Genomic DNA, 22,011 nt, shown 5'->3' on the forward strand with positions numbered 1-22,011 from the left:
GGGACGGGGAGAGGGGGAGGGGGAGGGGGGTCACCGGCCGGGGAGAGGGAAGTCGCGTGCGCCCTCTCCTCCAGGTCACCGGCCTGGCTGGAGCGCGTCGCCCACGGGAGCCACCGGCTGTCCAGACCGTCGGCCGCCTAGGCCACCAGGGGCCGGACCTCCTCAGCGGCGAACCGTACGAACCCCTCCGGGTCGGGCTCGTCACCGGTCGGCTGGAGGACCACGGTGTCGGCCCCGGCCTCGGCCAGCCTCTCCACTGCCTTGGCGACGGCCGCCGCGTCACCGGCGACACCGAGGTCCGGCACCGATGCGTCGCCTTCGGCGGCCAGCTCGGCCCGCAACCGCTCGCCGGCGTCGGGGCCGGTGGCGGCCAGGAGATACACCACGACCCTGTGCCCGTCGGCCCGCGCGGCCGTCGCACGCCCTTCGTCGATGAGCCGCCTGGCCCGACGCACCCCGTCGGGTGGAGTCGACGCGGTGAGCACGGTCCCGTCGGCGGCCTCCCCGGCGAGCCGCAGCGAACGGGGCCCGGTGGCGCCGGCGAACACCTCGACACCCTGGCCCGGCGGCCAGTCCAGCGCGACGTCGTCGAGCCGTACATAGCGTCCCTCGGTGGTCACCCGCTCACCGCCCAACAGCGCCCGCAGCGCCAGGAGATGCTCCCGCAACAGGGTGAGGGGCGACTCGGCCCTCGCCCCGACCTGCCCCATCCAGTCCTGAACCCCGTGCCCGACGCCGAGGATCGCGCGGCCGGGGAACATCCGGTGCAGCGTGGCGGCCTCCATCGCGGTGACGGCCACGTTCCGCAACGGCACGGGCAGCAGCCCGACCCCGACCCGCACCCTCTCGGTCCAGGCGAGCGCGGAGGCGGCCGCGGAGATCCCACCCTCGCGGAAGCAGTCCTCCCACAACCACAGCTCCTCCAACCCGACCTCATCGGCAACACGCGCGACGGCGCGCAGCCGCTCGGGGGCGAGCTGGGGGCGGAACACGGCACCGAGTCCAGTCATGCGCTCTTCCTACCCGCGGCCCGGGGCGCCGGACAACAGCATTACGAGTCGCCGCCCAGGGGGTGCACAAATCTGACCGTCTCGACGACCTGACGCAGGATCGCCCGGTACTCCTCCCGACGTGCCGTGGCCGTGGTGCTGAGCGTGAGCACGGCCAGGCGCCGGCAGTCGGGGTGCGGGAGGTGCGCGTGGACCTGGAGGAGGGGTCGCTGCGGGAGTGCGCCGCCGTCGGCACTTCTCAACGTGGTCTCGCTGAGAACCGCGGGCCCGCAAGGAGCCTCGAGGAAGGCGACGCGCGTATGCCCCTCGACCGACGTGACCGCGCGGGCCGCTGTGACGCTGCGGGGGGCGACGTTCGTCTCGCGCCAGGAGATCGTGAAAAGGGAGAGCAGGTGGGTCCCCGACCTCATCGCGTCGACGTCGTCGCGGTGCAGACCGATCGAACAGTGGACGGTGCCGGAGGCGTACAACGCCCCAAGCATCTGCTGACCTGACGCAACCTGCGTAATCAGCCGGTGGCGAACCGCTTCGCTGGGCGCGGCCTCGAGCACCGGAGCGACGGCCGTGCGCATCCTTTCGGCAGCCGGCGAATCGGGCTCGGCGAGCAGGGCGTCCAGCGGCAGCGCCGTGAAGCCAGCCGGTTCGGCGAACCATAACTCTGCCTGTGCGTCGTTGACAGAGTCGTGAATGACGATCTCAGAGCTACTCACAGTTTCCCTCCAGCGAATCAGGACTGCACGCGGTAAACACCCGCTTGCCGGCCGCGCTCGATGTCCTCAGGACCGGCACCCCAATCGCTGAACCGCTGGCCACTCTGCACATCCATCCGCTGCTCGATGAGATGCAAACGTCGAGGAGCCGGCCCCTTCCGTGTGGGTGCAGCAATGACACCAACGAAGCGCACGTCCCCCGCAAACCAGATCTCTTCAATCTGCGCCTTCAGGCTCGGCTTGGCGCGAGGCGCCATACGCCGAGACCACCACTCCAAGCGAAGATGCTGGGTGAAGACGGCTGGCAACCACTGACCCGGACGACCCGGGTTCGGCAACTCAAACCATCCGTAGTGCCTGCTGAATACCTCAGGCCGGTCACTCAGCCCGTACGGAACACCTCGCAGAATCTGCCAAGGATAAGTGTGCAGGATGCGCAGCATTCGCACCGCTGCGGGTAAGTACCGCAATTGCGTCAGAGCACGGTATGGGCCATAAAGGAAGTACGGAAGGAACACCCACACGACCCAGTCGGCTGAGTACACCGAAATTCCAAGCAGCACGATCCAGCCACTGGCCCAGCCGATGAATCCGACGAGATTCATCACCATGTGACCGACCCAGGCCCTACGTGTCGCTGGATGCTGCCAAGCGGTGGCATAGTCGACAGGGTTCACAATTTCTCCCCTTCGCGCCTAGCGGCACAAAACGTGCCGTGCAATATCGACGAGACCACCGCTGTCGAGGATGAGGCGTGAGCCGTCGACGCCGGCTACGGTGCCGTCCTTGATGCCGTCGTCCTCTGCGTCTACGGCTTTGTTGTATAGCCCGAACCCTCCTGTGCCGACACCAGTCAGGCCCGAAGCTCCGGCGATTACTCTGGCCGCTCGATCGGGATCGCTGAAACCGTGCACAGCTCGGGCAATCGTCGAGTTGCCAAGGTTAGTGATCGCCCTCGCCTCACCGGTGACCTTCGAACCATAGATGCCTGCCTTCTGCCAGAAGTCAAGCACTTGACTGCTTCTCCGAAGCGCCCGTGTAGCCTCGAAGGATCCCTTAGCTACTGCCGCAACACCGGGAAATGCACCTGCGGCATCCGCTCCTACAGAGACGGCGTTGCTCCAGAAGTCAGCATCGAGTTCTCCCTTGGTAATGCCGTCCCACAAAGACGCTCGCACCTCCGGGTCGTTGAGCCGCAACGCAAGCGCCGTCGCGCTCAGCCCCGAAGCCGTGAGCATGAGCGCCGCAACCGTCGCGATACCCCACCCCAGCGGTCCTGAAAGGAGGAGTGCCACCACCCCAATGAGCCCCGCCGTGAAGCTGAGGATGTCCGGCAAGTTGTCGCCCAGCCAGTCCAGGACCTCGTCGAACCACCCCGGCTCGTGCGGCACCAGCTTCTTCGTGGCGTCGCGGATCTTGTCCGCCCGGTACCCGGCCTTCTCCTCGTGCTCTTCGGCCAGCCTCTTCGCCTTGCCGATGATCTTCTTCAGTTCCGCCTGGGCGTCGTCCAGATCCGCGTGCGCTCGCGTCAACGCCTTCTGTGCGGCATCGTGATCGGTCCCGTCCTTCTTGAGGTCGGGATCGTCGCCGGCCTTGCTCGCGCGGCCCTGCGCGCGGTCGACCGCGCCCTGGGCTTCCTTCGCGTCCGCTTCGAGCTTCCCGGCCCGCCGCTGGAAGTCGTCGAGTTCGCCCTCCCAGCGATCCAGTTGCCTGGCCGCCTTGCGGATGGAGTGCGCCGCGTTCTTGAGGTTCAGCGGCAGTGGGCCACCGTCGAGCTGCTCGCGGAAGGCGACCGCGGCGTCGCCCTTCCAATAGCTGCCGTCCAGGAGCTTGGTGACCAGGTCGTGGGCCTCCTGGAGGACCTTGGCGCAACCGCTGAGCTTCTTCCGCAGGCTCCGCACGGTGTCGGTGTCGCCCGGTACGGGGTTGAAGCCGAGATGCGGGTAGCCGGGGTTCGGGATACGCGGGGCGGACTTGAGCCCCTGCGGCTTACCCAGGTCCGCTCGGGACCGAGGATCGAGGGCGGCGCCGTACTGGTCGTTTCCGGCGGTGACGGTCACTTCTTGCCGCCGCTCTCGGCCTCGCGCGACTTCCGCACCGCTTCCTCGAGCGCCTTGTCGACTTCGAGGTAACTGTCCTTGCTCTTGCCGATGATGTCGGCCAAGTCCTCGGTCTGCTTGCCGATTTCCTCGGAGCCGTACTTCCAGTCCTCCTGGAAGGTCTCGCAAGCCGAGTCGAGGTCGTCCGTGCCCAGGCCGGTGATCGTGGCGTCCGACAGTGCCTTCCGCACGCCCCTGAGCGAAGTCGACGACTCCCTCAGCGACTTCATGAACCGCCCGAGTTCATCGCCGTCAACGGCGAGCCGCTCCGCCATGTGTCCGTCCCCTCTCCGGTCCACCTGTACCGGAGAGAGGAACGACCACATCTGGTTTTCGTGGCGTGCGGGTGGCTACTGACCCCCTCCGGGGGATCACTTACCGCACTGAGGGCTGGCGTCACCGATCAGCGGTTGACGGCCTGGATCTCCTGGACGACGACGTCCTGGGTAGCGCCGAACGCGCCGTCGGGGAGGCCACCGCCCGCGCCGCCCGTGCCGGTCCAGTGGATCTGCCAGGTGACGGTGGCCCGGAGCGGATATGAACCGTCGCCCGAGGAACGCAGGTAAGTCACACCGCAGGGCGGCGTCTCCTCCGCCCTGCCCTTGGCGTAGGCCTCACCGATACGACCATTATTGATCTCGCACACACCGGATGCGGGGTGCGTCTCGGCGTCCTCGGTGCCCGGCTCGATCCTCAGTGAGACCGGTTCCGCCGTGGCCGTCGCCTCGATACCGATCGCCTCCACGGACGCGGTGACCGAGACCGGCTTGAACTCGGCTCCGTCCAGCCACGCCCACGTAGGAAGGTTCACCTTGGTGGTCTCCGCGGGTGCCAGCGTCACCTCGGTGCCGGGAACGCGGATCTCCGCGTAGGCGAGCTCGGCGAGGACCTCGGGGGTTACGGCGTTCTCGACGTTGGCTGGCGGGGCGTCCCCCGTGTCCACCCAGAAGTAGTCCTCGTCACAGGAGTCCCAGCCGGGCGGGTAGCTCCTGTTGACGTACGAGCCCCACCAATAGCCCTTGCCGGACTTGTCCTTGTTGAAGCCCGTCTTCTCGTCGTCGGCGTTGAACTTGTCCCGCTGCTTGGCGTCCCACTCGTGCCCCGTGGAGCCGGCTTCCCAAATCGGTTCCAGATGCTCCTGCAACTGCTCGGGGCTGTATTTGGGGGCATACCAGCAGGGTGGCGGGCTCCATGATGCTGGGGATGTCAATGCCCCAGCCGAGTCACCACTGCCGTTCTTCGAACGGTCGAAGACGACACCGCCCACGGTCACGGAGACGGTGCCATCACCGCCGGCTTCGGCCCGTTGATCCGTCGAACCGCGGGTGCCGCCCTCACCACGCCCGCCCGCGAACGCCGTAGGAGCCGCGATCACGAGAACACTGGCAAGTGAGACAAGGGCCGTAACCCTCAGACTGTTCTTCACGGCTGGCATTCTTTGCTCCCCCGGTTCGACGCGATGTCGGTAGTCTGCCAAACGCCGTTGGAGCTTCTCGCCAGCTTCGTGTTGTAGAGGACGTAACTGTCAGCCGTCGTCGGCGTCTTCTCGACCTTGCCCGTCTCTTTGTTCTTGATGAAGGACTTACTCTCGTCCGAGCAGTAGGTCACGTATGCCTGGTCGGCCCCGGCGAGGTTCACCTTGTGGTCGAAGTACCGAGTCTCACCGACCCACGTATTCTTTTTGTTGATGTACCCAAGTGCATACGTGATGGAGTCGCGCAGGGCTGACTCGGTGTTGTAAAAGCCGAGGGCCTTGGTGTCAGTGCTCCCCTTGAAGATGGCCTCGTCGACAGAGTTGACGCTCAGTGCACTGTCCGCGAGGACGGCGTCCTTCGCCGCGTTTCCTGTCTTCTGGTAGTCGAAGACGTTCTTGGCGTCAGAAGGGAATGAGATCTTCGGGCGGCCGCCGGTATCCGATGCGCTAGGGCTTGACGAGACCGATGTCTCGCCGCCTGTGTCAGCGCCTGCGATCTTGTCGCTGTCCTTTGCAGCGCTGTCGCCGCCTCCGCAGGCGGTCAGCGTCAAGGCCGCAGCGGCGGTCAGCGTGAGCGCTGCGAGCAGGGTGGGGCGGCGGCGGTTCACGGTCGGCTCCTGGGTGGGACGGGGCTTCTCTCGAGCGAAGCAACGGTAGCCACCGGGGTGGAGTGGCACCAGGGTGAAAGCGTCTGCTCCGCGGCAGATACGTTCGGTGGGACGGAGGGCGGCTGCGGGAGGGGGACCAAGATGGGACTGCGGCGTTGGCGGGACGGGACGGGTGTGCTGGTCGTCGGAGGAGACACCGACGGCGCGAGTGTTCGCATTCCGCTGGAGATCGCCGTCTCCTACCGCGCCCGCACCAAGGGGCTGCTGGGGCGGGAGTTCGTGGACGGGGCGATTCTCTTGTCCCCCGCCAACAGCGTGCACACCTTCCGGATGCGGATGCCCATCGACGTGGCATACCTCGACAAACGGCTCACGGTCATCGCCGTACGCACCATGCGGCCAGGCAGACTGGGGCTGCCCCGGATGCGTTCCCGGCATGTCCTGGAGGCCGAGGCCGGGGCCATGGCCGGGTGGGGAGTGCGGGTGGGGGTACGCACGGAGGTCCTGGAAGGGTAGAGAGCAGGCGGCATCGCCCGCCTGGGCAGCCTCCTCCCTCGCCGGACGTCGGGCACGTGCGTGACGTCCGGCGCACCGACCACGATCGATACGCTCCCCGGCGTGACCAGCAGCGGCGATTTCCTCCGCGTACAGCGGGCATGGAAGCGGATCGAGATGTGGATGGCCCGTCACGCTCCGGCTTCACACGCCATGCTCAACCCGACGACGAACTCGGCGATGATGCCTGGACGTGGGTACCCGAAGGCGGCATCTGACCTTCTCCCGGGCCTTTCCGCCGTCAGTGCGACACGATGTGGAGGAGTGCCGTACCGTCCGCTTCGGTCGTCGCCTGGATCACTACGGCATCGGGCTGAGCGCTCGGGCGAGTGCGGGACAGGCCGCCGCAGGAGTTGCCGCTGCCGTTCTCCCGGAGGACCGTGACACAGCCCTGGCCCGGGCCGCTCGCGCCGCCCTTCGACTGGCCGTTGCCCGACTTCACCGTGTACTCGACCTTGTTCGGGCCGACCTCGGTCACGGACAGCGTCGCCGGTCCGTCCGGGCCCTCGAAGCGGAGCGTCACGGGCTCGGACACCGCGATCTCGCAGTCGCCGTCGGCGCAGGCTGTGGTGTCCCGGCCGTCCGCCGCCGAAACGGAGGGCTCGGGTCCCGCGGAGTGGGACTGCGTCGTCGACCGGGAGTCCGCCGGCCGTTCCGGGGGCGAGGACGGCACCGAGTCCGTTTCGTCCGGACCGCCGCACGCAGCCACCGTGAGCAGCGTCAGTGCCGCGAGGGCCATCGCTCTCCCGCGGCCCCGCAATGAGCGTCGTCGCACCGGCTGCCCTTCGTGACCCTCTCGGCCCGGCATCGGTCTGTCAGCCCTCCGAGCGCGGGAACGAGATCTCGACCCGTCGGTTCTTCTTGCGGCCGGCCTCCGTCGAGTTGTCGGAGATGGGGTACTGCTCGCCGTAGCCGCGGACCTCGTATGTGACACTCGGGTCGTTCAGGGTCTGGGACAGGACGTCGTGTACGGCGTTGGCGCGCTTCTTGGAGAGTACGTCGCCGTGGGCGGAGGAGCCGAGGTTGTCGGTGAAGCCGAAGACGCGGACTCTGGAGGCGTTCTGGGTCTTGATCTCCTCCGCGATTCCCGTGATCCGGGATTTCGCCTCGGCGCCGAGTTTCGCGCTGTCCTTTCCGAACAGCACCTCTGCCTGGAGCGCGAGTGTCACGCTCGTGTTGGTGTCCTCACGGCGTTCGTCGCCGCTCTGCTCCTCCACGACCGACTTGATGTCCAGCACCTTCGCCTGGGCGAGCGTGGCGCCGTCCGGGAGTTTGAGGTCCGGGTCGTTGGGGTCCACTTCCACGGGGGCGGAGGCGCTGGGTTCGGTGCCTGGGGGGTCGTTGGGGTCGTCGTCGGCGTGGGCGGTGGTTGTGCCGTAGACGTTCGTGGCGAGCATGAGAGCGACGGCGGTGATGGACAGGGTTAGGCGTGGGGTTGGGGTCATGGTGAACCTCACCCGGAGATCTCGATGGCGGCAGTCGAGAACATCGGCAGTTGAAGCGTCATCTCAGTCGTGCTCATGGGAGGCGAAGGGAACTGCATGAAGACGGGCAGTGACTCGCCTGCCTTCATCGCGGAGAAATTGGCTGTAGTGAGCGGACGTCCATCTGTGTCTCGCAGTACGTAGTAGCGCTTCTTCCCCTTGGAATCCACCAGCGTGGCCCCGCCGAGCGACCTGCCATTACGAACGATTTCGGTCTCATTGCCACTCAGTTGCGCCGGCACCGTGACCGTCTTACTGCCGTCGTTCTTCAGCTCACCACTGACGGTGACAAAGCCTCCGGCGTCCCGCTGTGCGAGCGTGATTTTGAGCATCAGGCCTGAAGGCCCTTTGAGCTCCGCCAGTGGCGCCTCCGATTTTCCCTCATGCGCATCCGGCATGGACTCGCCGCTTCCGGACGAGGACGCAGTAGCCTCTGGCTTGTCGTCGTCGCCGCCGGCGCAACCAGCCACGCCGAGAGCTAGTCCGATGACAACGGGCACGGCGACCAGTCCCCTGCGGGTCTTGGCTGTGAACCCCATACGCATGACTCCGCTTCCTTCTTACTCGTCGTTCCCTTGTCAGTCAGCCAGGTGGACATCGAACAGATCCTCCGGCTTGGGTAGGTTCAAAAGGTCGTCCGGTTCCAAATTCCACTGCTCGCCCTCGCACGTGAGCTTGGGCAGCACATCACCGGCCTCCTCAGCGGGTGATTCGAACGAACAGCGAGCTTCAATGACGGCAGTGGCGGATTCCGTGGCCGTCTGATCCTCCGTGCCTGGCACGATGGTGTCTCCGACAGTCTCGTTGGTCTCCGCCACGACGGTGTATCCCAGCAGCCCGTCCGGATGGCATTTCAGCGTTGCATCGTTGCGTGCAGCCAACTCATGCGCGCGCCAGCATGCACTGGGAACCGGTGCCTCACCGTCGAAGATCCCCTGCCATGAACCTGGCTCCAATACGTTCGCCAACCACTGGTCCGCGAGCTGATCCCGGGTTTCCAAGGCTGCAGCGAGTGCCGCCGCGTCCGCCGCCGTCTGGGCTTCGCTACGAGTCGATGCGGCCTGGCCGACAGCAAAGTATGCGAGCGCTAGAAAGAGCAGACCCCCCACCACAGTGATGTAGATGGGGAAAGCCTGCCCTGCGTCACCGTGTCCGCGGAGGTGCCTCAACCGCCAGTGACTTCGGTGATCTTGTCCGTGATCGCGTTGTAAATCGTCTGCCCGATATCCGTCCCCGTGATCGCCAGTACGATCGCCACCACCACCGCGATGATCCCCAGGTACTCCACAGCCGTCTGGCCCTTGTCGTTGCGGGCGGTGGCGCGGGAGTGCAGGTAGGCGGCGGTGGTGTGAAGCCAGTTGGTCATGGTGTTCCCCTCCAGGGTGGACGATGCCGCGTTCGTCGTGCGGAACGTACGGCGGGAGGGCCCTCGGCTCGGAGGGCCCCGGGGACCCGTCGCGGGCCCCGTCTTGTGCTGTGAGTCGGTCCACCGAGGTCACCCCGGGCGCAGCCGCGTGGTGGTGGTCGCGGGGGCGGGTGGCGGCGATGTGCTGGCTGGTCATGCCGGACGTCGCGTCGTCCACGATCTCCACCTCCCCTGCGCTCGGTTGGGACCTCGACCTGTCGGGAGTACCAGACAACGACTCTCCCACAGCAGATTGCATGTGCGAAAGATGTAACTCGGAAATGGTCCGACTATGCCTCAGGCGCGAGCTTGTTGACGTCATCGCTTCGTGTGCAGTCGCACTCTGTTCGTTTACGCCGCCCTCCTTCGCCGGCTCTTGGATCGGCATGGCGCCCCTCCCCTCCCCTACTCGCCGGTGATCGTGCCGAAGTCCGTCCCCGAGCCCAGGATCAGGCCGGCGCCGAGGAGGATCATCGTGGCCGGGACCATGAAGGTCGTGATCATCATCGTGGCCTTGGGTACCGCGCGCGCTGCCTTGCGGCGGGCGTTCTGGGCGTCCGTGCGGCGCATGTCCTTGGCCAGGGAGACCAGGGTGTCGACGATGGGGGCGCCCAGCTCCTCGCCCTGCTGGAGCGCCGTCACGAACATCGCCACCTGTTCGGAGTCGTTGCGCCGGCGCAGCTCCGCGAAGGCCTGGCGGCGGCTCATGCCGAGGTCCATCTGGCGGAGGGTGATGCGCAGTTCGTCGGCCCAAGGGCCCTCGTAGCGGATCGCCACGCGGTCCAGGGCCTGGCGGAAACCGAGGCCGGCGCTGACCACGACCGCGAGGACGTCCAGGAAGTCGGGGAGCGTGCGCTCGATGACGTCCTTACGGACCCGGATCGCCGACCAGATGCCGACCTCCGTCCAGAACGCGCCGAAGGCGAGGAGGAGCAGGGCCACCACGTACTGGCCGCGCAGGAGGAAGACCACGAAGCCGACCGCGCCCAGGAAGCCGTACACCGCGCGGCGGGCGGCGTAGCGGTCGATGGTCAGGCCGCCGGGGTTGCCGGCCAGGTCGATCCTGCGGCGGTACTTGGCCACCAGGGCCGGGCCCATCAGACGCAGTACGGCGGGGGCGTAGCGCATGCCCATGCGGTCGATGAGGGAGTCGACGGCCCCGGTGCGGGTGGAGCCGACCTCCAGGGCGAGGGCGAGGTCGCCGGGGAGTTTGGCGTCGGCCCGGTACATGCGGATGCCGGCGAAGGCGCCCCAGACGCTCAGGCCCATGAGCAGGGCCAGGAGCAGTCCCAGTCGTCCCAGTTCCATGGTGGATCCCCCTCTCAGACGTCGATGCGGGACAGGCGGCGGATGAGAACGAACCCGACCGCGTAGAGCGTGAAGGCGATGATCACCGCGGCCTGGCCGGCCGAGGAGCCCGTCATGCGTTCCAGGGCGCCGTCCTTCACCCCGTCCATCAGGAACAACGAGCCGACACCGAGTACGGGGACGGCGTACGACGTCATGCTGACCTGGGAGAGCTGGGTGCGGACCTCGCGCCGGGTCTCCTTTCGCTCCTCCAGGGTCTCCGTGAGGTTGCGCAGGGCGCTCACCACCTGGCCGCCCGCGCGGTTGGACAGGACGAGCGTGGTGACCAGGACGACGAGTTCGCGGGAGGGGAGGCGGTCGGCGAGTTCGCCGAGGGCGTCGTCCATGGAGGCGCCGACGGCCAACTGAGCGGCCACCTTGCCCAGTTCCTCTCCGGCGGGGGCCTCCAGCTCCTCCGCCGCCATGCCGATGGCGGTGCGCAGGGCGAGGCCGGCCTGGGTGGCGTTGGCGAGGATGCGGGCGAGTTCGGGGAGTTGGTTGATGAACTTCTCGATGCGTTTCTGGCGTTGCCAGTTGAGGAACTGGATGGCCGCCCCGATGCCCAGCAGGCCCGCCAGGGGGCCGAAGAACGGGGCCAGGGCGGCCTGGCCGATCAGCCAGAGGCCCGCGACCGTGGCGAGCATGTAGGCGAAGAACTCCCCGGGCGTGACGTCCAGGCCGGTCGCCGCCAAGCGCAGTTCGAGGTCGCGGCCGAGCTTCGTCCGGCGCAGGCGGCGGTCCAGGATGCGAAAACGGCGCGGGCGGCCGGCGGGAGGGAGCTGGCCGGTGGCGGAGAGGCGGTCGACCAGGGCCGCCCGCTGGGCCTTGCCGGCGGCGTAGGAATGCAGGCCCATGACCGCCAGGGCGCAGGTCAGCAGCGTGATGCCGGTGGTGAGCGTGACGAGCGTTTCCAGTTCCATGGGACGGTTCCTACCTGGCTTCCATCGGGCGGTCCTACCTGGCTTCCATCTCGGGCGGTCCTGCCTGGCTTGTGTGGGTGGTTCTGTTCTGCTCCGTTCTCCGCCTGGCTTCCGTTGGTCCTGCCCGGCTTCCTACCTCGCCTCCCGGGTGGCGAGCTGGTCCGCGGTGTGGGCCACGCCGAAGGCCTGCGGGACGGGCTGGCTAGCCATGTAGAGGCGCTCGGCGGTGCGGCGCGGGAGGGGGTGGTACTCGAAGGCGCCGTAGATGCGGCCGTCGGCGGTCATCGGCCGGGCGTTGAAGCGGGCGACCGTGGCCAGGCGGTACGGTTCGCCGCCGTGACTGGCCAGCAGGGCGATCTCGGTGATGCGGCGGGCGCCGTCGGCGAAGCGGGTGAGCTGGACGATGACGTCGACGGAGCTGTTGATCTGGTCGTGCAGGGCGACGAACGGGATCTCCACGTCCGACATGGAGGCCAGGGTCTGGAGCCGCATCAGGGCGTCTTCGGCGCTGTTGGCGTGGACGGTGGCGAGGGAGCCGTCGTGGCCCGTCGACATGGCCTGGAGCATGTCCAGGGACTCGCCGCCGCGGACCTCGCCGACGACGATGCGGTCGGGGCGCATGCGCAGCGAGTTGCGGACCAGGTCGCGGATCGTCACCCTGCCCTGGCCCTCGACGTTCGGCGGGCGGGACTCCAGGCGGATCACGTGTGCCTGCTGGAGCTGGAGTTCCGCGGAGTCCTCGATGGTGATGATGCGTTCGGTCTCCGGGATCAGGCCGGAGAGGGCGTTGAGAAGGGTGGTCTTACCGGTGCCCGTGGCGCCGGAGACGATGATGTTGAAGCGGGCCTGCACCAGGCCGGCGAGCAGGTACAGCATGTGCTCGTCGAGCGAGCCGAGGCCGATCAGCTCCTGGAGGGTGAAGGAGCGCGGGAAGCGGCGGATGGTGAGCGTGGCTCCGGTCAGCGACAGCGGCGGGATGATGACGTTGACGCGCTCGCCGGAGGGGAGGCGGGCGTCGACCATCGGGTTCGACTCGTCCACGCGGCGGTTGACCGTCGACACGATGCGCTCGATGGTCTGCATCAGTTGGTCGTTGGAGGCGAAGCGGAGCGGGAGTTGTTCGACTCGGCCGCCGCGTTCCACGAAGATCGCGTCCGGGCCGTTCACCATGATCTCCGTGATGGACGCGTCCTCGAGCAGCGGTTCCAGGATGCCGAGGCCGAGGGCCTCGTCCACGACCCGGCGGATGAGCTGGGAGCGCTCGACCGTCGACAGGACCGGGCCCTCGCGGCTGATGATGTGGCCGAGCACCCGTTCCAGGCGGGCGCGGCGCTCGGCCATCGCCAGGGAGCTCATTTCGGCGAGGTCGATCTCCTCCAGGAGCTTGGCCCGGTAGGAGGCGACCAGGTGTCCGTCCTCGCCCCGGCTGCCGTGCTCCTCGGGGGAGTGGATGCGTGCGCGCAGGCTCATGCGTCCTCGGCTCCTCGGTCAGTGGTCCAGCGGCATGGTGGCGGTCCTGGTGGCGGGGTCGAACTCCCAGCCCGGGACGATCGACGGGATCTCGACGGTGGCGGTGACCGTCACCTCGTCCCCGCCGTACGACGGTGGGCAGTCGGTGCCGTCCGCGAGCCAACTGCTGACCGCCGCCGCGCACGCCTCGCCCGCGCTCTCCTGGAGCGAGGCGCTGCGGGCCCCGGCGCGGGCCGCCGTACCGGCCTGCTGGGCGGTGTACGCGATCAGGCCCAGTTGTACGGCTGCCAGGGCGACGAGGATCAGGATCGGCAGGAATCCGAGGTACTCGATGGCCACCTGGCCACGGTCTCCGGCCCGGCTGCTCGACGAGCGCGAGGAGTCCGACGAATCCGACGAGTCCGACGAGTTCGGCCGGTCTGGCGCGTTCGGCCGGTCTGGCGCGTTCGACGAGTCCGACGCGTGCGGCGCAACCGGCGCACGCGTCGAGCTGGACGCATACCCGGGGTACCCGGAGTACCCGGAGCACCCGGAGCACCCGGAGCACCCGGAGCACCCGGAGTACCCGAAGGTCGCGGAAGTCACGGAGGTCACAGAGGTCACGGAGTACGGCATCTCAGTCGGTCTCCTCCTCCACGGCGCCCGCGTGGCCGTGCACGGTGAACGGGAAGCTGACCGTGCCCGGGAAGAGGATGGGCACCTCGATGCGCACGTCGGCGGTGACATAGCCGCCCGCGGTGTCGCAGCCCACCTCGGCGCCTCCCTCCCACGCGCCGGACAGCTTGTCCCGGCCGGCCTCCTGGCAGGCTCCCTGCCGCGCCCCCCGGTCCGCCGCCGTAGCCGCCCGTACCGCCTCGTCCGCAGCATTACCCGCGAGCGTGTACGTGTATCCCACGAGGACGAGCTGCCACAGCACCACCAGCGTCGCGATGATCACCGGGGTCATGCCGAGGAACTCGACGGTGACCTGGCCCGCGTCCGCTCCCGTGCGCCGGGCGTCCCGGGAGCCGCGCCGCAAGGCACTCATCCCGCACCGTCCTTCCGTCGCCGGAAGCTCACCGACCCCCGGTCGCCGCGGAAGCGGCCGCCCTTTCGGTGGTCCCCCTCGGCGGCCCGGGCCAGGCCCAGTTCGCCCGCCAGGGTCCACAGGGCCTGCTTCACCGTGCCCCTGCTGTCCAGTTCGTGGACACGGCCGGCGTCCACGGCGCCCTGGAGCTCCTTGAAGTTGGCGGGGACGGTGGTGTTCGCGACCGCCGTGCCGGTGATCTTCCGGATCAGCGGGGGCTGGATCTCCGTGGCGCGCGTGTGCCGGTTGACCACCACGGTGGTCTCCTCCGCCTTGCGGATCTGCAACCGGTCCCACATCCGCACCGCCCGCTTGGCGCCCCGTACGGCGACCACGTCCGGGGTGGTGACCAGCAGCGCCGCGTCGGCCATCTCCACGGCCGCGGCGCCGGCGCCGCCGAGCTGGGCACCGCAGTCGAGGACGACGACCTCGTAGCGGGAGCGCAGGGCGCTGACGATCTGGCGGGTGGCACGGTCGGTGACCTCCTCGCCGCGTTCGCCCTCGCCGGGGGCGAGCAACAGGGCGAGGCCGGTGTCGTGGCGGAAGACGGCGTCGGCCAGGACGCGCGGGGAGATGTCCGTGATGGCGGCCAGGTCGACGACGGAGCGGCGGAACTGGACGTCCAGGTAGGAGGCGACGTCGCCGGCCTGGAGGTCCATGTCGACCAGGGCGGTCGGGCGGCCCGACGCCTGGGCGGCGAGGGCCAACTGGATCGCCGTCAGGGTGGTGCCGACACCGCCCTTGGCACCGCTGACCGTGACGACCGTGCCGCCGGCGCCGGTGAACACTTCGACGCCGCTGCCGAGGTGCCGGCGTACGCCCACCGACCACTGGGCCACCGCCTGGACGCGGCTGGCCAGTTCCTCGTAGCCCAGCGGCAGGGCGACCAGGCCGCGGGCGCCGTAGTCCATGGCGGCCTGGAAGAGGCCGGGACCCGGGTCGGAGGTGACGAGGATGACGCCGACGGCCGGGAAGCGGAGGGCGACCTCGCGGATCAGTTCCAGCGCGGGGACCGGGCCGATGCGCTCGTGGACGACGACGACCTCGGGCAGTTCGTCGACGGACTCGGCGGCCAGCCGGGCGAGGGTGTCGACGAGCTGGGTGGAGTCGGTCACCGGGGCCATCGGTTCGGCGTCCGGGAGCTGGCTGAGCAGGGTCGTGATGGACCGTACGGCGTCCGCGTCGCCGACTGCCGGGAGGATCCTCGTGGGCATACGGGCTCTCACTTGTCCTTCGCGAGTTCGTACGTCCGGTCCTTGTCGGGAACCGTGGTGTCGCCGCCGGGCGCCACCAGCGCGAGCCGGACCCGCTGGGCGAACGACTCGGCGTAGGTGATGCGCTGGGCGTCGATGGTGGACAGTGCGAAGGTGATGGGCACGGCGTCGGTGGGTTCCCGGTCGCGGCTGTTCTCGTCTGGCTGCAGCGAGGTGAGGTCGCCGACGTCGATGACCTTGGCGTTCGTCACGATGATCTTGGATTGGGCGGGGTCGCCCTCACGCTGTCCCTCGAAGGTGGCGTAGACGTTGACGGTGGAGCCCGGTGTGATCTTGCCGGCGACGCCGGTCGCCGCGTCGATCATGATGGCGACCTCCTGCTGCCCGGGCCGCAGGGCGGGCTGGTCGACGATCATGTCGCTCTGCAGCAACGAGCCCTCCTTCAGCGTCGTCACGGCGATCTTGCCGCGGACCTGGCCGAGGTCGGTGACGGCGTTCTCCGAGAGCCAGCGCTCGGGCATCTCGATCTTCTCGAACTGCCCGGCGCCCAGGGGCGTGTAGGGCTCCACGTCGGTCTTGAGCCGGTAGGCGGTGACCTCGGGTCCGACCTTGGACTTCACGTCGTCGATGACGGACAGCACGCCGGCGAACGCGCCGAGGGCGCAGAAGACCGACAGGATCAGCAGGATGATGCCGCGGCGCTGACGGGAGTTCATGAGCCGTGCAACCTCATTGGGGGAATCGGTCGAACCGGATCGGATGGCGGGCGGGCTGAGCGACGGGAGCGGCGTGGTGCGGGCCTACCGGGTGAGGGCTCGTCTCTCCCGGCGGTGACCGAGGGCGGGGTCGCGGCGGTGACCGAGCGCTCTGACGCCGCGGTGGCCCTCAGCGGCGTCGCCGCGGGTGTCCTTGCCGGTGTCGTACACCGGCGGCGTCGCGGAGCAGAACACGCACCGGTCGCCGATGACGTCGATGCCGCACCAGTGGCAGGTGCTCTGCCGCACCGACGTGACCAGTTGGTAGAGGACCGAGAGGTCGGGCAGGTAGGCGCAGAACTCGGTCAGCCGCCCGGTCCCCCACCAGCCGGGGGACTCGGCGGGCAGGGGCGTCTCGCGCAGTCCCTGCACCCGCCAGGACGGGGCGAGGGTGCCGGCGACCCAGTCGGCCGGGAGCTGGCCCCTGGCGACCAGCAGCCAGGTACCGAACTCGGGTCCGTCGAGGGCGGCTTCGGGGCCGATCCGCACGAGTTGCGGTACGGGGTGGGCCACGACGCCGAACTGGCTGCCCGGCATCCATGACCTGGCGTGCGATTTCAGGCCGACGGGGACGTGATCGAGCCGGGCGACGGAGCCGAGCAGCGCGCCGGCGTGGATGTAGTGGGTGAGCAGCCGGCCGGCCGAGGCGAGGACGCCGGGGCTGAGGTCGCAGGAGGCGAGCTGCCGCAACTGCCGGGCGAGTACGGCGAGCCCGAGCGGGGGCAGCGGTGGACGGAACAGGGCGATGCGGTCGGTCTCCAGGAGGGCGCGGACGGTGTGCAGCCGGCGTTCCACGCTCGCCGGGGCGGCCTGCGAGCACACCACGATCACGTGCCCGTGCTGGTCGATCAGCGACTGCAGCTCGGCCAGCGCGTGCTCCAGGGGACGTTGGTCGACGTCCTGGAGCACGACCGCGGGCAGCGTCCGTTCGTCCTGCGGCGGCAGTGCCATGTCGGCACTGGTCACGGCAATGGCAGTTGGCACGCGCGGCTCCCCGTCTCCCCATGCCCGTCGGTGCGCCGGTGTTACTCCGGCACACCCGGATGACTTCACTGCGTGACTACCTGAGCACTGTATCCACGCGTCTGTGGCCGGAGAACAGCCTTTCTGTAGCTCTGGGACAACTCGCGTTGCACAAGGTGCGGCAAAACGGGGCAGGTTGAGCATTTCCCGTCGGCGACCGAGCGAGGGACGGCCCACCGGCAGCCGACCGACACCACTACCGGCATCCGACCGACACCCCTACCGACAGCCGACCGGCGCCCCGGCCGACAGCCGGCCGACACCCCGACCGGCGACCCGCCGCCTGGGCGCGCGCCAAGTCCGGCACCCGAGGGCGAACTTGGTCCGGACCTACCTCTTGACACTCTCAATTGGTCTGGACCACCTTGTACCTCAATGCCCCCACTCCCCCACCGGAGGCCTCAATGGAGCCCGTGCACAGACGGTTCGGCAGGCGGACGAAGTTCTGGGCGTCGGCCGTCACCGCCGCTCTCGCCCTCTCGGTCACGGCGGTCGGCCAGGCGTCCGCCGCCGACGTCAACAACGCGAAGAACGCCGGCTTCGAGGCCGGCCTGAGCAACTGGACCTGTTCCGCGAACAGCGGTACGACCGTCTCCTCCCCGGTACACGCCGGCTCCGCCGCGCTCAAGGCGACGCCGAGCGGGCAGGACAACGCCCGGTGCGCCCAGACGGTGAAGGTCGAGCCCGGCTCCACGTACAAGCTGAGCGCCTGGGTGCGGGGCGGGTACTCCTATCTGGGCGTGACGGGCACGGGGACGACGGACGTGTCGACCTGGACGCCGGACTCGGGCTCCTGGAAGCAACTGTCGACGACGTTCACGACGGGCTCCTCGACGACCTCGGTGACCGTGTACACGCACGGCTGGTACGGGCAGTCGGCCTACTACGCCGACGACCTGTCCGTCTTCGGCCCGGACGGGGGCGGCGGCGACGACGGCGGGCCCGAGCCCACGGTCCCGTCGGCCCCGGCCGGCCTGGGCGTCTCCGGTACGACGTCCTCGTCGGCGTCGCTGGCCTGGAGCGCGGTGTCGGGCGCCACCGGGTACAACGTCTACCGCGACGGCACGAAGGTGACGGCGGTGACCGGCACGTCGGCGACGGTGACCGGCCTCGCGGCCGCCACGTCGTACTCCTTCCGGGTCACGGCGACCAACGCGGCCGGCGAGTCGGCGAAGTCGGCGGCGGTGACGGCCCGCACGGCGGAGAAGGACGACGGCGGGGGCGGCGGCGATCTGCCCGAGCACGCGGTGACCGGCTACTGGCAGAACTTCGACAACGGCGCGGCGGTCCAGAGGATCTCGGACGTCTCCTCCCAGTACGACATCATCGCGGTGGCCTTCGCGGACGCGACCGGCACGCCGGGCGCGGTGGACTTCAACCTCGACACGGCCGGCCTCGACGGCTACACGGTCGACCGGTTCAAGGCGGACGTCCGGGCCAAGCAGGCCGCCGGGAAGAAGGTCATCATCTCGGTGGGCGGCGAGAAGGGCACCGTCTCGGTGAACGACTCGGCCTCCGCGACGAACTTCGCCGACTCCGTCTACTCGGTCATGCAGGAGTACGGCTTCGACGGCGTCGACATCGACCTGGAGAACGGTCTCAACGCGACCTACATGACGCAGGCCCTGCGCGCCCTGTCGGCGAAGGCGGGTCCGGACATGATCCTCACGATGGCGCCGCAGACGATCGACATGCAGTCGACGTCGGGTTCGTACTTCCGCACGGCGCTGAACGTGAAGGACATCCTCACCGTCGTCAACATGCAGTACTACAACAGCGGCACGATGCTGGGCTGCGACGGCAAGGTGTACGCGCAGGGCACGGTCGACTTCCTCACCGCCCTGGCCTGCATCCAGTTGGAGAACGGCCTCGACCCGTCCCAGGTCGGCCTGGGTCTGCCGGCCTCCACCCGGGCGGCGGGCGGCGGCTACGTCTCCCCGTCCGTGGTGAACAACGCCCTGGACTGCCTGACCAAGGGGACGAACTGCGGCACCTTCAAGCCGTCCAGGACGTACCCCGGCCTGCGGGGCGCGATGACCTGGTCCACCAACTGGGACGCCACGGCCGGCAACGCCTGGTCGAACGCGGTGGGTGCCCACGTGCACGCCCTGCCGTAGCTTCCGACGCGGTTGCGCGCGGCGCCCGGCCGGGGTTCCCCAGCCGGGCGCTTCGCGTGAGCGGCCGACCCGTTCCGCCCGGAACGGGCAGAAAGTACGACAAGTCCAGGCCTCGAGCGCCTGTTCGGTCTATAGTGCTCGTTCAGCCGACTGATCAGTGCCATGGATGCCACCTCCCTGACGGTATCGAGGACACCGCAGCTCGGATGTCCACCTCGTCTCGCCGATGCCAGGAGAGTTTGAGCAGCATGAGCACCGATACCGCGATACCCACCGACCGCCCGTCCAGACGCCGCGGTCGCAAGGTACGCACCCGCGGTCAGCGCGTCCGCCGCGCCATCGGCTGGACCCTCCTGGCGGTGGTGCTCGTCACCGGTGGCACCGGCTGGTGGCTGTACGACCGCCTGAACTCGAACCTCGGCAACGGTATCGACCTCGACAAGGCCCTCGGCGACGACCGTCCGGAAAAGCTGCCCACCAGCGGACAGAACCTGCTGATCCTCGGTTCCGACACCCGTTCCGGCGAGAACGCGGACCTGGCCGGCGGCGACAGCAGCGGTCTGGCGGACACCACGATGGTGGTGCACATACCGGAGGGCCGGAGCAAGGCCGTGTCGGTCAGCATCCCCCGCGACACCCTGGTGACCCGGCCCGAGTGCCCGGCGAAGGACGGAAGCACGCTTCCCGCCAAGGAGCGGGTGATGTTCAACTCGCTCTACCCGACCGGTGGGCCGGCCTGTGTGCTGAAGACCGTGGAGCACATGTCCGGTGTCCGCATCGACCACTACATAGAGGTCGACTTCGCCGGTTTCGCGAGTCTGGTGGACGCGATCGGCGGGGTGACCGTCGAGGTGGACCAGCCGATCAAGGACTCGAAGACCGGCCTCGACCTGTCGGTCGGCTCGCACAGGCTCAACGGCCGGGAGTCCCTGGCCTTCGTCCGCACCCGGCACGGCGTCGGCGACGGAAGCGACCTCGGACGGATCGGCCTCCAGCAGCAGTTCATGCTCGCGCTCCTCGCGGAGGTGCGGAAGCAGGACCTCCTCGGCAGCCCCACCAAGGCCTACAAGATCGCCAACGCGGCGACCAAGTCGCTCACCACCGACTCCGCGATCTCCTCGCTCACCTCGCTGGCCGAGTTCGGCCGCAGCATGCAGGGCGTCAACCCGGACACCATGGAGACGCTCATGCTCCCGGTCGAGTACGACAAGCTCGAACCGGCCCGTGTCGTCGCCGTGGAACCGCGGGCCTCCGCGCTGTGGAAGGCCATCAAGGAGGACGGGGAGATCCCCGAGTCGGCGAAGAAGTCACCGGCCTCCGGCGGCTGACCGGGCCGGCCCGCGGCGGGTCAGAAGAACTCCGCCCACGGCTGGTCCCAGACCTCCTTCACGCACAGCACCAGGAACAGCAGTCCCGCGACCGCGAGCATCGTGTTGCTCAGCCAGCCGTTGCGCCACTCGCGCGGAGTGCGGGAGGAGTTGAGGAGCCAGATCAGGGTCAGGGCGAGGAAGGGCATGAAGGCCGCGCCCAGGACGCCGTAGATGATGACCAGGCGGAAGGGCTCGCCCTGGAAGAGCAGGGCGATGGGCGGGAAGGTCAGCCACAGCAGGTAGGCGCGGAAGGGCCAGGAGCGCTCGTGCTCGCCGGTGGCGACCTCCCTGGCCCTGCCCGCGGTCTTGTCGCGCTGCCGGCTCACGAAGTCCGCGAACATCAGGCTCACTCCGTGCCACACGCCGATGAGTGAGGTGAAGGACGTGGCGAAGAAGCCGATCAGGAAGAACTTGGCCGTCGCCGTGCCGTACTCGTCCTCCAGGATGTCGCCGAGTTGCACCAGTCCCTTCCCGCCGCCCGAGAGCGCGATGTTCGCGGCGTGCAGCAGCTCCGCACCGACGAAGAGCATGGCGACGACGAAGACACCGGTCGTGATGTAGGCGACCCGGTTGTCCAGCCGCATGACCTTCATCCAGCCGGTGTTGGACCAGCCCTTGGCGTTGACCCAGTAGCCGTACGCGGCGAGCGTGATGGTGCCGCCGACGCCGCCGATCAGGCCGAGGGTGTTGAGGACGGAGTCCTCGCCGTCCGGGATGACGGGGAGGAGGCCGGCGAAGGCGTCCCCCAGGTTGGGGACCACCCGGATCGCGAGGTAGACCGTCACCACGAACATGACGCCCACCATGACCGTCATGACCTTCTCGAAGACGGCGTACTTGTTGAACCAGACGAAGACCAGGCCGACCACGCCGCAGGCCACGCCCCACCATTCGAGGTCCATCACGCCGGGGAACAGGGCCTGCAGCGGCAGGGCACTGGACGACATCGCCGCCGCGCCGTAGGAGAAGCCCCAGATCACGACGTAGACCGCGAAGAAGTACGTGGTCCAGCGGCCGAGGCTGGCCCAGCCGTCGAAGAGGGTGCGGCCGGTGGACAGGTGCCAGCGGCCCGCCGCCTCGGCGAGGGAGATCTTGACCAGGCAGCCGAGGACCGCCGCCCACAGCAGGGTGTAGCCGAAGTTGCTGCCCGCGATCAGGGTGGCGACGAGGTCGCCGGCGCCGACCCCGGTCGCCGCGACGACGATGCCGGGGCCGATGTAGCGCCAACTGGATTTACGGGGTGCCGAGTCGCTGTCCCGTGGTGCCCCGGTGTCACTGGTGTTGTCCGTGGTGTCCGCCATGCGGGCCAACCAAGCCCATGGCGGCCGGTGGGACAAGAGGGCGTGCGGGGATCTTCACGCGATGTGCCTACTCGGCGGGGGTC

The 22,011-nt window shown here is 68.7% G+C and carries 24 protein-coding genes; 3 read left to right on the plus strand and 21 right to left on the minus strand.

The genetic code is table 11. The features are described from left to right. Positions 1-137: 137 nt before the first annotated feature. From B1H29_RS13350 to B1H29_RS13380, 7 genes are all read right to left on the minus strand, one after another. Positions 138-1,010: an LLM class flavin-dependent oxidoreductase gene (locus tag B1H29_RS13350; protein ID WP_055418095.1), complete on the minus strand. Its 873-nt coding sequence runs from the start codon at positions 1,008-1,010 to the stop codon at positions 138-140. A gap of 41 nt (positions 1,011-1,051) precedes the next feature. Next, positions 1,052-1,720, minus strand: a complete 669-nt coding sequence (locus tag B1H29_RS13355; RefSeq protein ID WP_055418096.1) for a hypothetical protein — start codon at positions 1,718-1,720, stop codon at positions 1,052-1,054. 17 nt (positions 1,721-1,737) lie between these two features. Continuing rightward, complete coding sequence (locus B1H29_RS38095; protein WP_159027817.1) at positions 1,738-2,331, minus strand: hypothetical protein; 594 nt, start codon at positions 2,329-2,331, stop codon at positions 1,738-1,740. 84 nt (positions 2,332-2,415) lie between these two features. Next, complete coding sequence (locus B1H29_RS13365; protein WP_055418097.1) at positions 2,416-3,780, minus strand: hypothetical protein; 1,365 nt, start codon at positions 3,778-3,780, stop codon at positions 2,416-2,418. After that, positions 3,777-4,094 carry a hypothetical protein gene (locus tag B1H29_RS13370; RefSeq protein WP_055418098.1) on the minus strand — a complete coding sequence of 106 codons (318 nt, stop codon included), beginning with the start codon at positions 4,092-4,094 and terminating at the stop codon, positions 3,777-3,779. Before B1H29_RS13370 ends, B1H29_RS13365 begins: the two co-directional genes overlap by 4 nt. Positions 4,095-4,222: 128 nt before the next feature. Further along, on the minus strand, positions 4,223-5,254 hold the full coding sequence (locus B1H29_RS13375; protein ID WP_055418099.1) for a hypothetical protein: 1,032 nt from the start codon (positions 5,252-5,254) through the stop codon (positions 4,223-4,225). Beyond that, positions 5,242-5,901, minus strand: coding sequence for a hypothetical protein (locus tag B1H29_RS13380; RefSeq protein WP_055418100.1), 660 nt, complete (start codon positions 5,899-5,901; stop codon positions 5,242-5,244). The genes B1H29_RS13375 and B1H29_RS13380 overlap by 13 nt, the downstream gene beginning before the upstream one ends. Positions 5,902-6,042: 141 nt before the next feature. Here B1H29_RS13380 and B1H29_RS13385 point away from each other — a divergent pair, with 141 nt between their 5' ends. Then, on the plus strand, positions 6,043-6,417 hold the full coding sequence (locus B1H29_RS13385; RefSeq protein ID WP_055418101.1) for a DUF192 domain-containing protein: 375 nt from the start codon (positions 6,043-6,045) through the stop codon (positions 6,415-6,417). Positions 6,418-6,697: 280 nt separating this feature from the next. Here B1H29_RS13385 and B1H29_RS13390 read toward each other — a convergent pair whose 3' ends face one another. The 13 genes from B1H29_RS13390 to B1H29_RS13450 all read right to left on the minus strand — a co-directional run bounded on the left by B1H29_RS13390 (position 6,698) and on the right by B1H29_RS13450 (position 17,068). Continuing rightward, the gene (locus B1H29_RS13390) at positions 6,698-7,195 is read right to left on the minus strand and encodes a hypothetical protein (protein WP_055418102.1); all 498 of its coding nucleotides are present in this window, start codon (positions 7,193-7,195) and stop codon (positions 6,698-6,700) included. Positions 7,196-7,271: 76 nt separating this feature from the next. Continuing rightward, positions 7,272-7,901: an OmpA family protein gene (locus tag B1H29_RS13395; protein WP_055418942.1), complete on the minus strand. Its 630-nt coding sequence runs from the start codon at positions 7,899-7,901 to the stop codon at positions 7,272-7,274. Positions 7,902-7,909: 8 nt separating this feature from the next. Further along, positions 7,910-8,485 (minus strand): hypothetical protein, encoded by a 576-nt coding sequence (locus B1H29_RS13400; protein WP_055418103.1) that lies wholly within the window; start codon positions 8,483-8,485, stop codon positions 7,910-7,912. A 33-nt stretch (positions 8,486-8,518) separates the two neighbouring features. Next, positions 8,519-9,109 carry a pilus assembly protein TadG-related protein gene (locus B1H29_RS13405; RefSeq protein ID WP_055418104.1) on the minus strand — a complete coding sequence of 197 codons (591 nt, stop codon included), beginning with the start codon at positions 9,107-9,109 and terminating at the stop codon, positions 8,519-8,521. Further along, the gene (locus tag B1H29_RS13410; protein WP_055418105.1) at positions 9,106-9,306 is read right to left on the minus strand and encodes a Flp family type IVb pilin; all 201 of its coding nucleotides are present in this window, start codon (positions 9,304-9,306) and stop codon (positions 9,106-9,108) included. The genes B1H29_RS13405 and B1H29_RS13410 overlap by 4 nt, the downstream gene beginning before the upstream one ends. 444 nt (positions 9,307-9,750) lie before the next feature. Then, positions 9,751-10,653 (minus strand): DUF5936 domain-containing protein, encoded by a 903-nt coding sequence (locus B1H29_RS13415; RefSeq protein ID WP_079160204.1) that lies wholly within the window; start codon positions 10,651-10,653, stop codon positions 9,751-9,753. 14 nt (positions 10,654-10,667) lie between these two features. Continuing rightward, positions 10,668-11,612 carry a type II secretion system F family protein gene (locus B1H29_RS13420; RefSeq protein WP_055418106.1) on the minus strand — a complete coding sequence of 315 codons (945 nt, stop codon included), beginning with the start codon at positions 11,610-11,612 and terminating at the stop codon, positions 10,668-10,670. A 132-nt stretch (positions 11,613-11,744) separates the two neighbouring features. Then, complete coding sequence (locus B1H29_RS13425) at positions 11,745-13,082, minus strand: CpaF family protein (protein ID WP_055418107.1); 1,338 nt, start codon at positions 13,080-13,082, stop codon at positions 11,745-11,747. 18 nt (positions 13,083-13,100) lie between these two features. Further along, the gene (locus B1H29_RS13430) at positions 13,101-13,421 is read right to left on the minus strand and encodes a TadE/TadG family type IV pilus assembly protein (RefSeq protein WP_055418108.1); all 321 of its coding nucleotides are present in this window, start codon (positions 13,419-13,421) and stop codon (positions 13,101-13,103) included. A 277-nt stretch (positions 13,422-13,698) separates the two neighbouring features. Next, positions 13,699-14,109, minus strand: coding sequence for a TadE/TadG family type IV pilus assembly protein (locus B1H29_RS13435; RefSeq protein ID WP_055418109.1), 411 nt, complete (start codon positions 14,107-14,109; stop codon positions 13,699-13,701). After that, positions 14,106-15,362, minus strand: a complete 1,257-nt coding sequence (locus tag B1H29_RS13440; RefSeq protein ID WP_055418110.1) for an AAA family ATPase — start codon at positions 15,360-15,362, stop codon at positions 14,106-14,108. Before B1H29_RS13440 ends, B1H29_RS13435 begins: the two co-directional genes overlap by 4 nt. A gap of 8 nt (positions 15,363-15,370) precedes the next feature. Beyond that, positions 15,371-16,078 carry a Flp pilus assembly protein CpaB gene (cpaB, locus tag B1H29_RS13445; RefSeq protein ID WP_055418111.1) on the minus strand — a complete coding sequence of 236 codons (708 nt, stop codon included), beginning with the start codon at positions 16,076-16,078 and terminating at the stop codon, positions 15,371-15,373. Between the two features lie 84 nt (positions 16,079-16,162). Next, complete coding sequence (locus B1H29_RS13450) at positions 16,163-17,068, minus strand: hypothetical protein (RefSeq protein WP_055418944.1); 906 nt, start codon at positions 17,066-17,068, stop codon at positions 16,163-16,165. 476 nt (positions 17,069-17,544) lie between these two features. On the opposite strand from B1H29_RS13450, the gene B1H29_RS13455 reads away from it, so the two are divergent. Both B1H29_RS13455 and B1H29_RS13460 read left to right on the plus strand, forming a co-directional pair. Continuing rightward, on the plus strand, positions 17,545-19,257 hold the full coding sequence (locus B1H29_RS13455) for a chitinase (protein ID WP_055418112.1): 1,713 nt from the start codon (positions 17,545-17,547) through the stop codon (positions 19,255-19,257). Positions 19,258-19,505: 248 nt separating this feature from the next. Next, the gene (locus B1H29_RS13460; protein WP_055418113.1) at positions 19,506-20,585 is read left to right on the plus strand and encodes an LCP family protein; all 1,080 of its coding nucleotides are present in this window, start codon (positions 19,506-19,508) and stop codon (positions 20,583-20,585) included. Between the two features lie 20 nt (positions 20,586-20,605). Here the strand turns inward: B1H29_RS13460 and B1H29_RS13465 are convergent, their stop codons facing one another. Beyond that, positions 20,606-21,928: an Nramp family divalent metal transporter gene (locus tag B1H29_RS13465; RefSeq protein WP_055418114.1), complete on the minus strand. Its 1,323-nt coding sequence runs from the start codon at positions 21,926-21,928 to the stop codon at positions 20,606-20,608. Between the last annotated feature and the right edge of the window lie 83 nt (positions 21,929-22,011).

The sequence above is a fragment of the Streptomyces pactum genome (genome assembly GCF_002005225.1).
Classification (GTDB): domain Bacteria; phylum Actinomycetota; class Actinomycetes; order Streptomycetales; family Streptomycetaceae; genus Streptomyces; species Streptomyces pactum_A.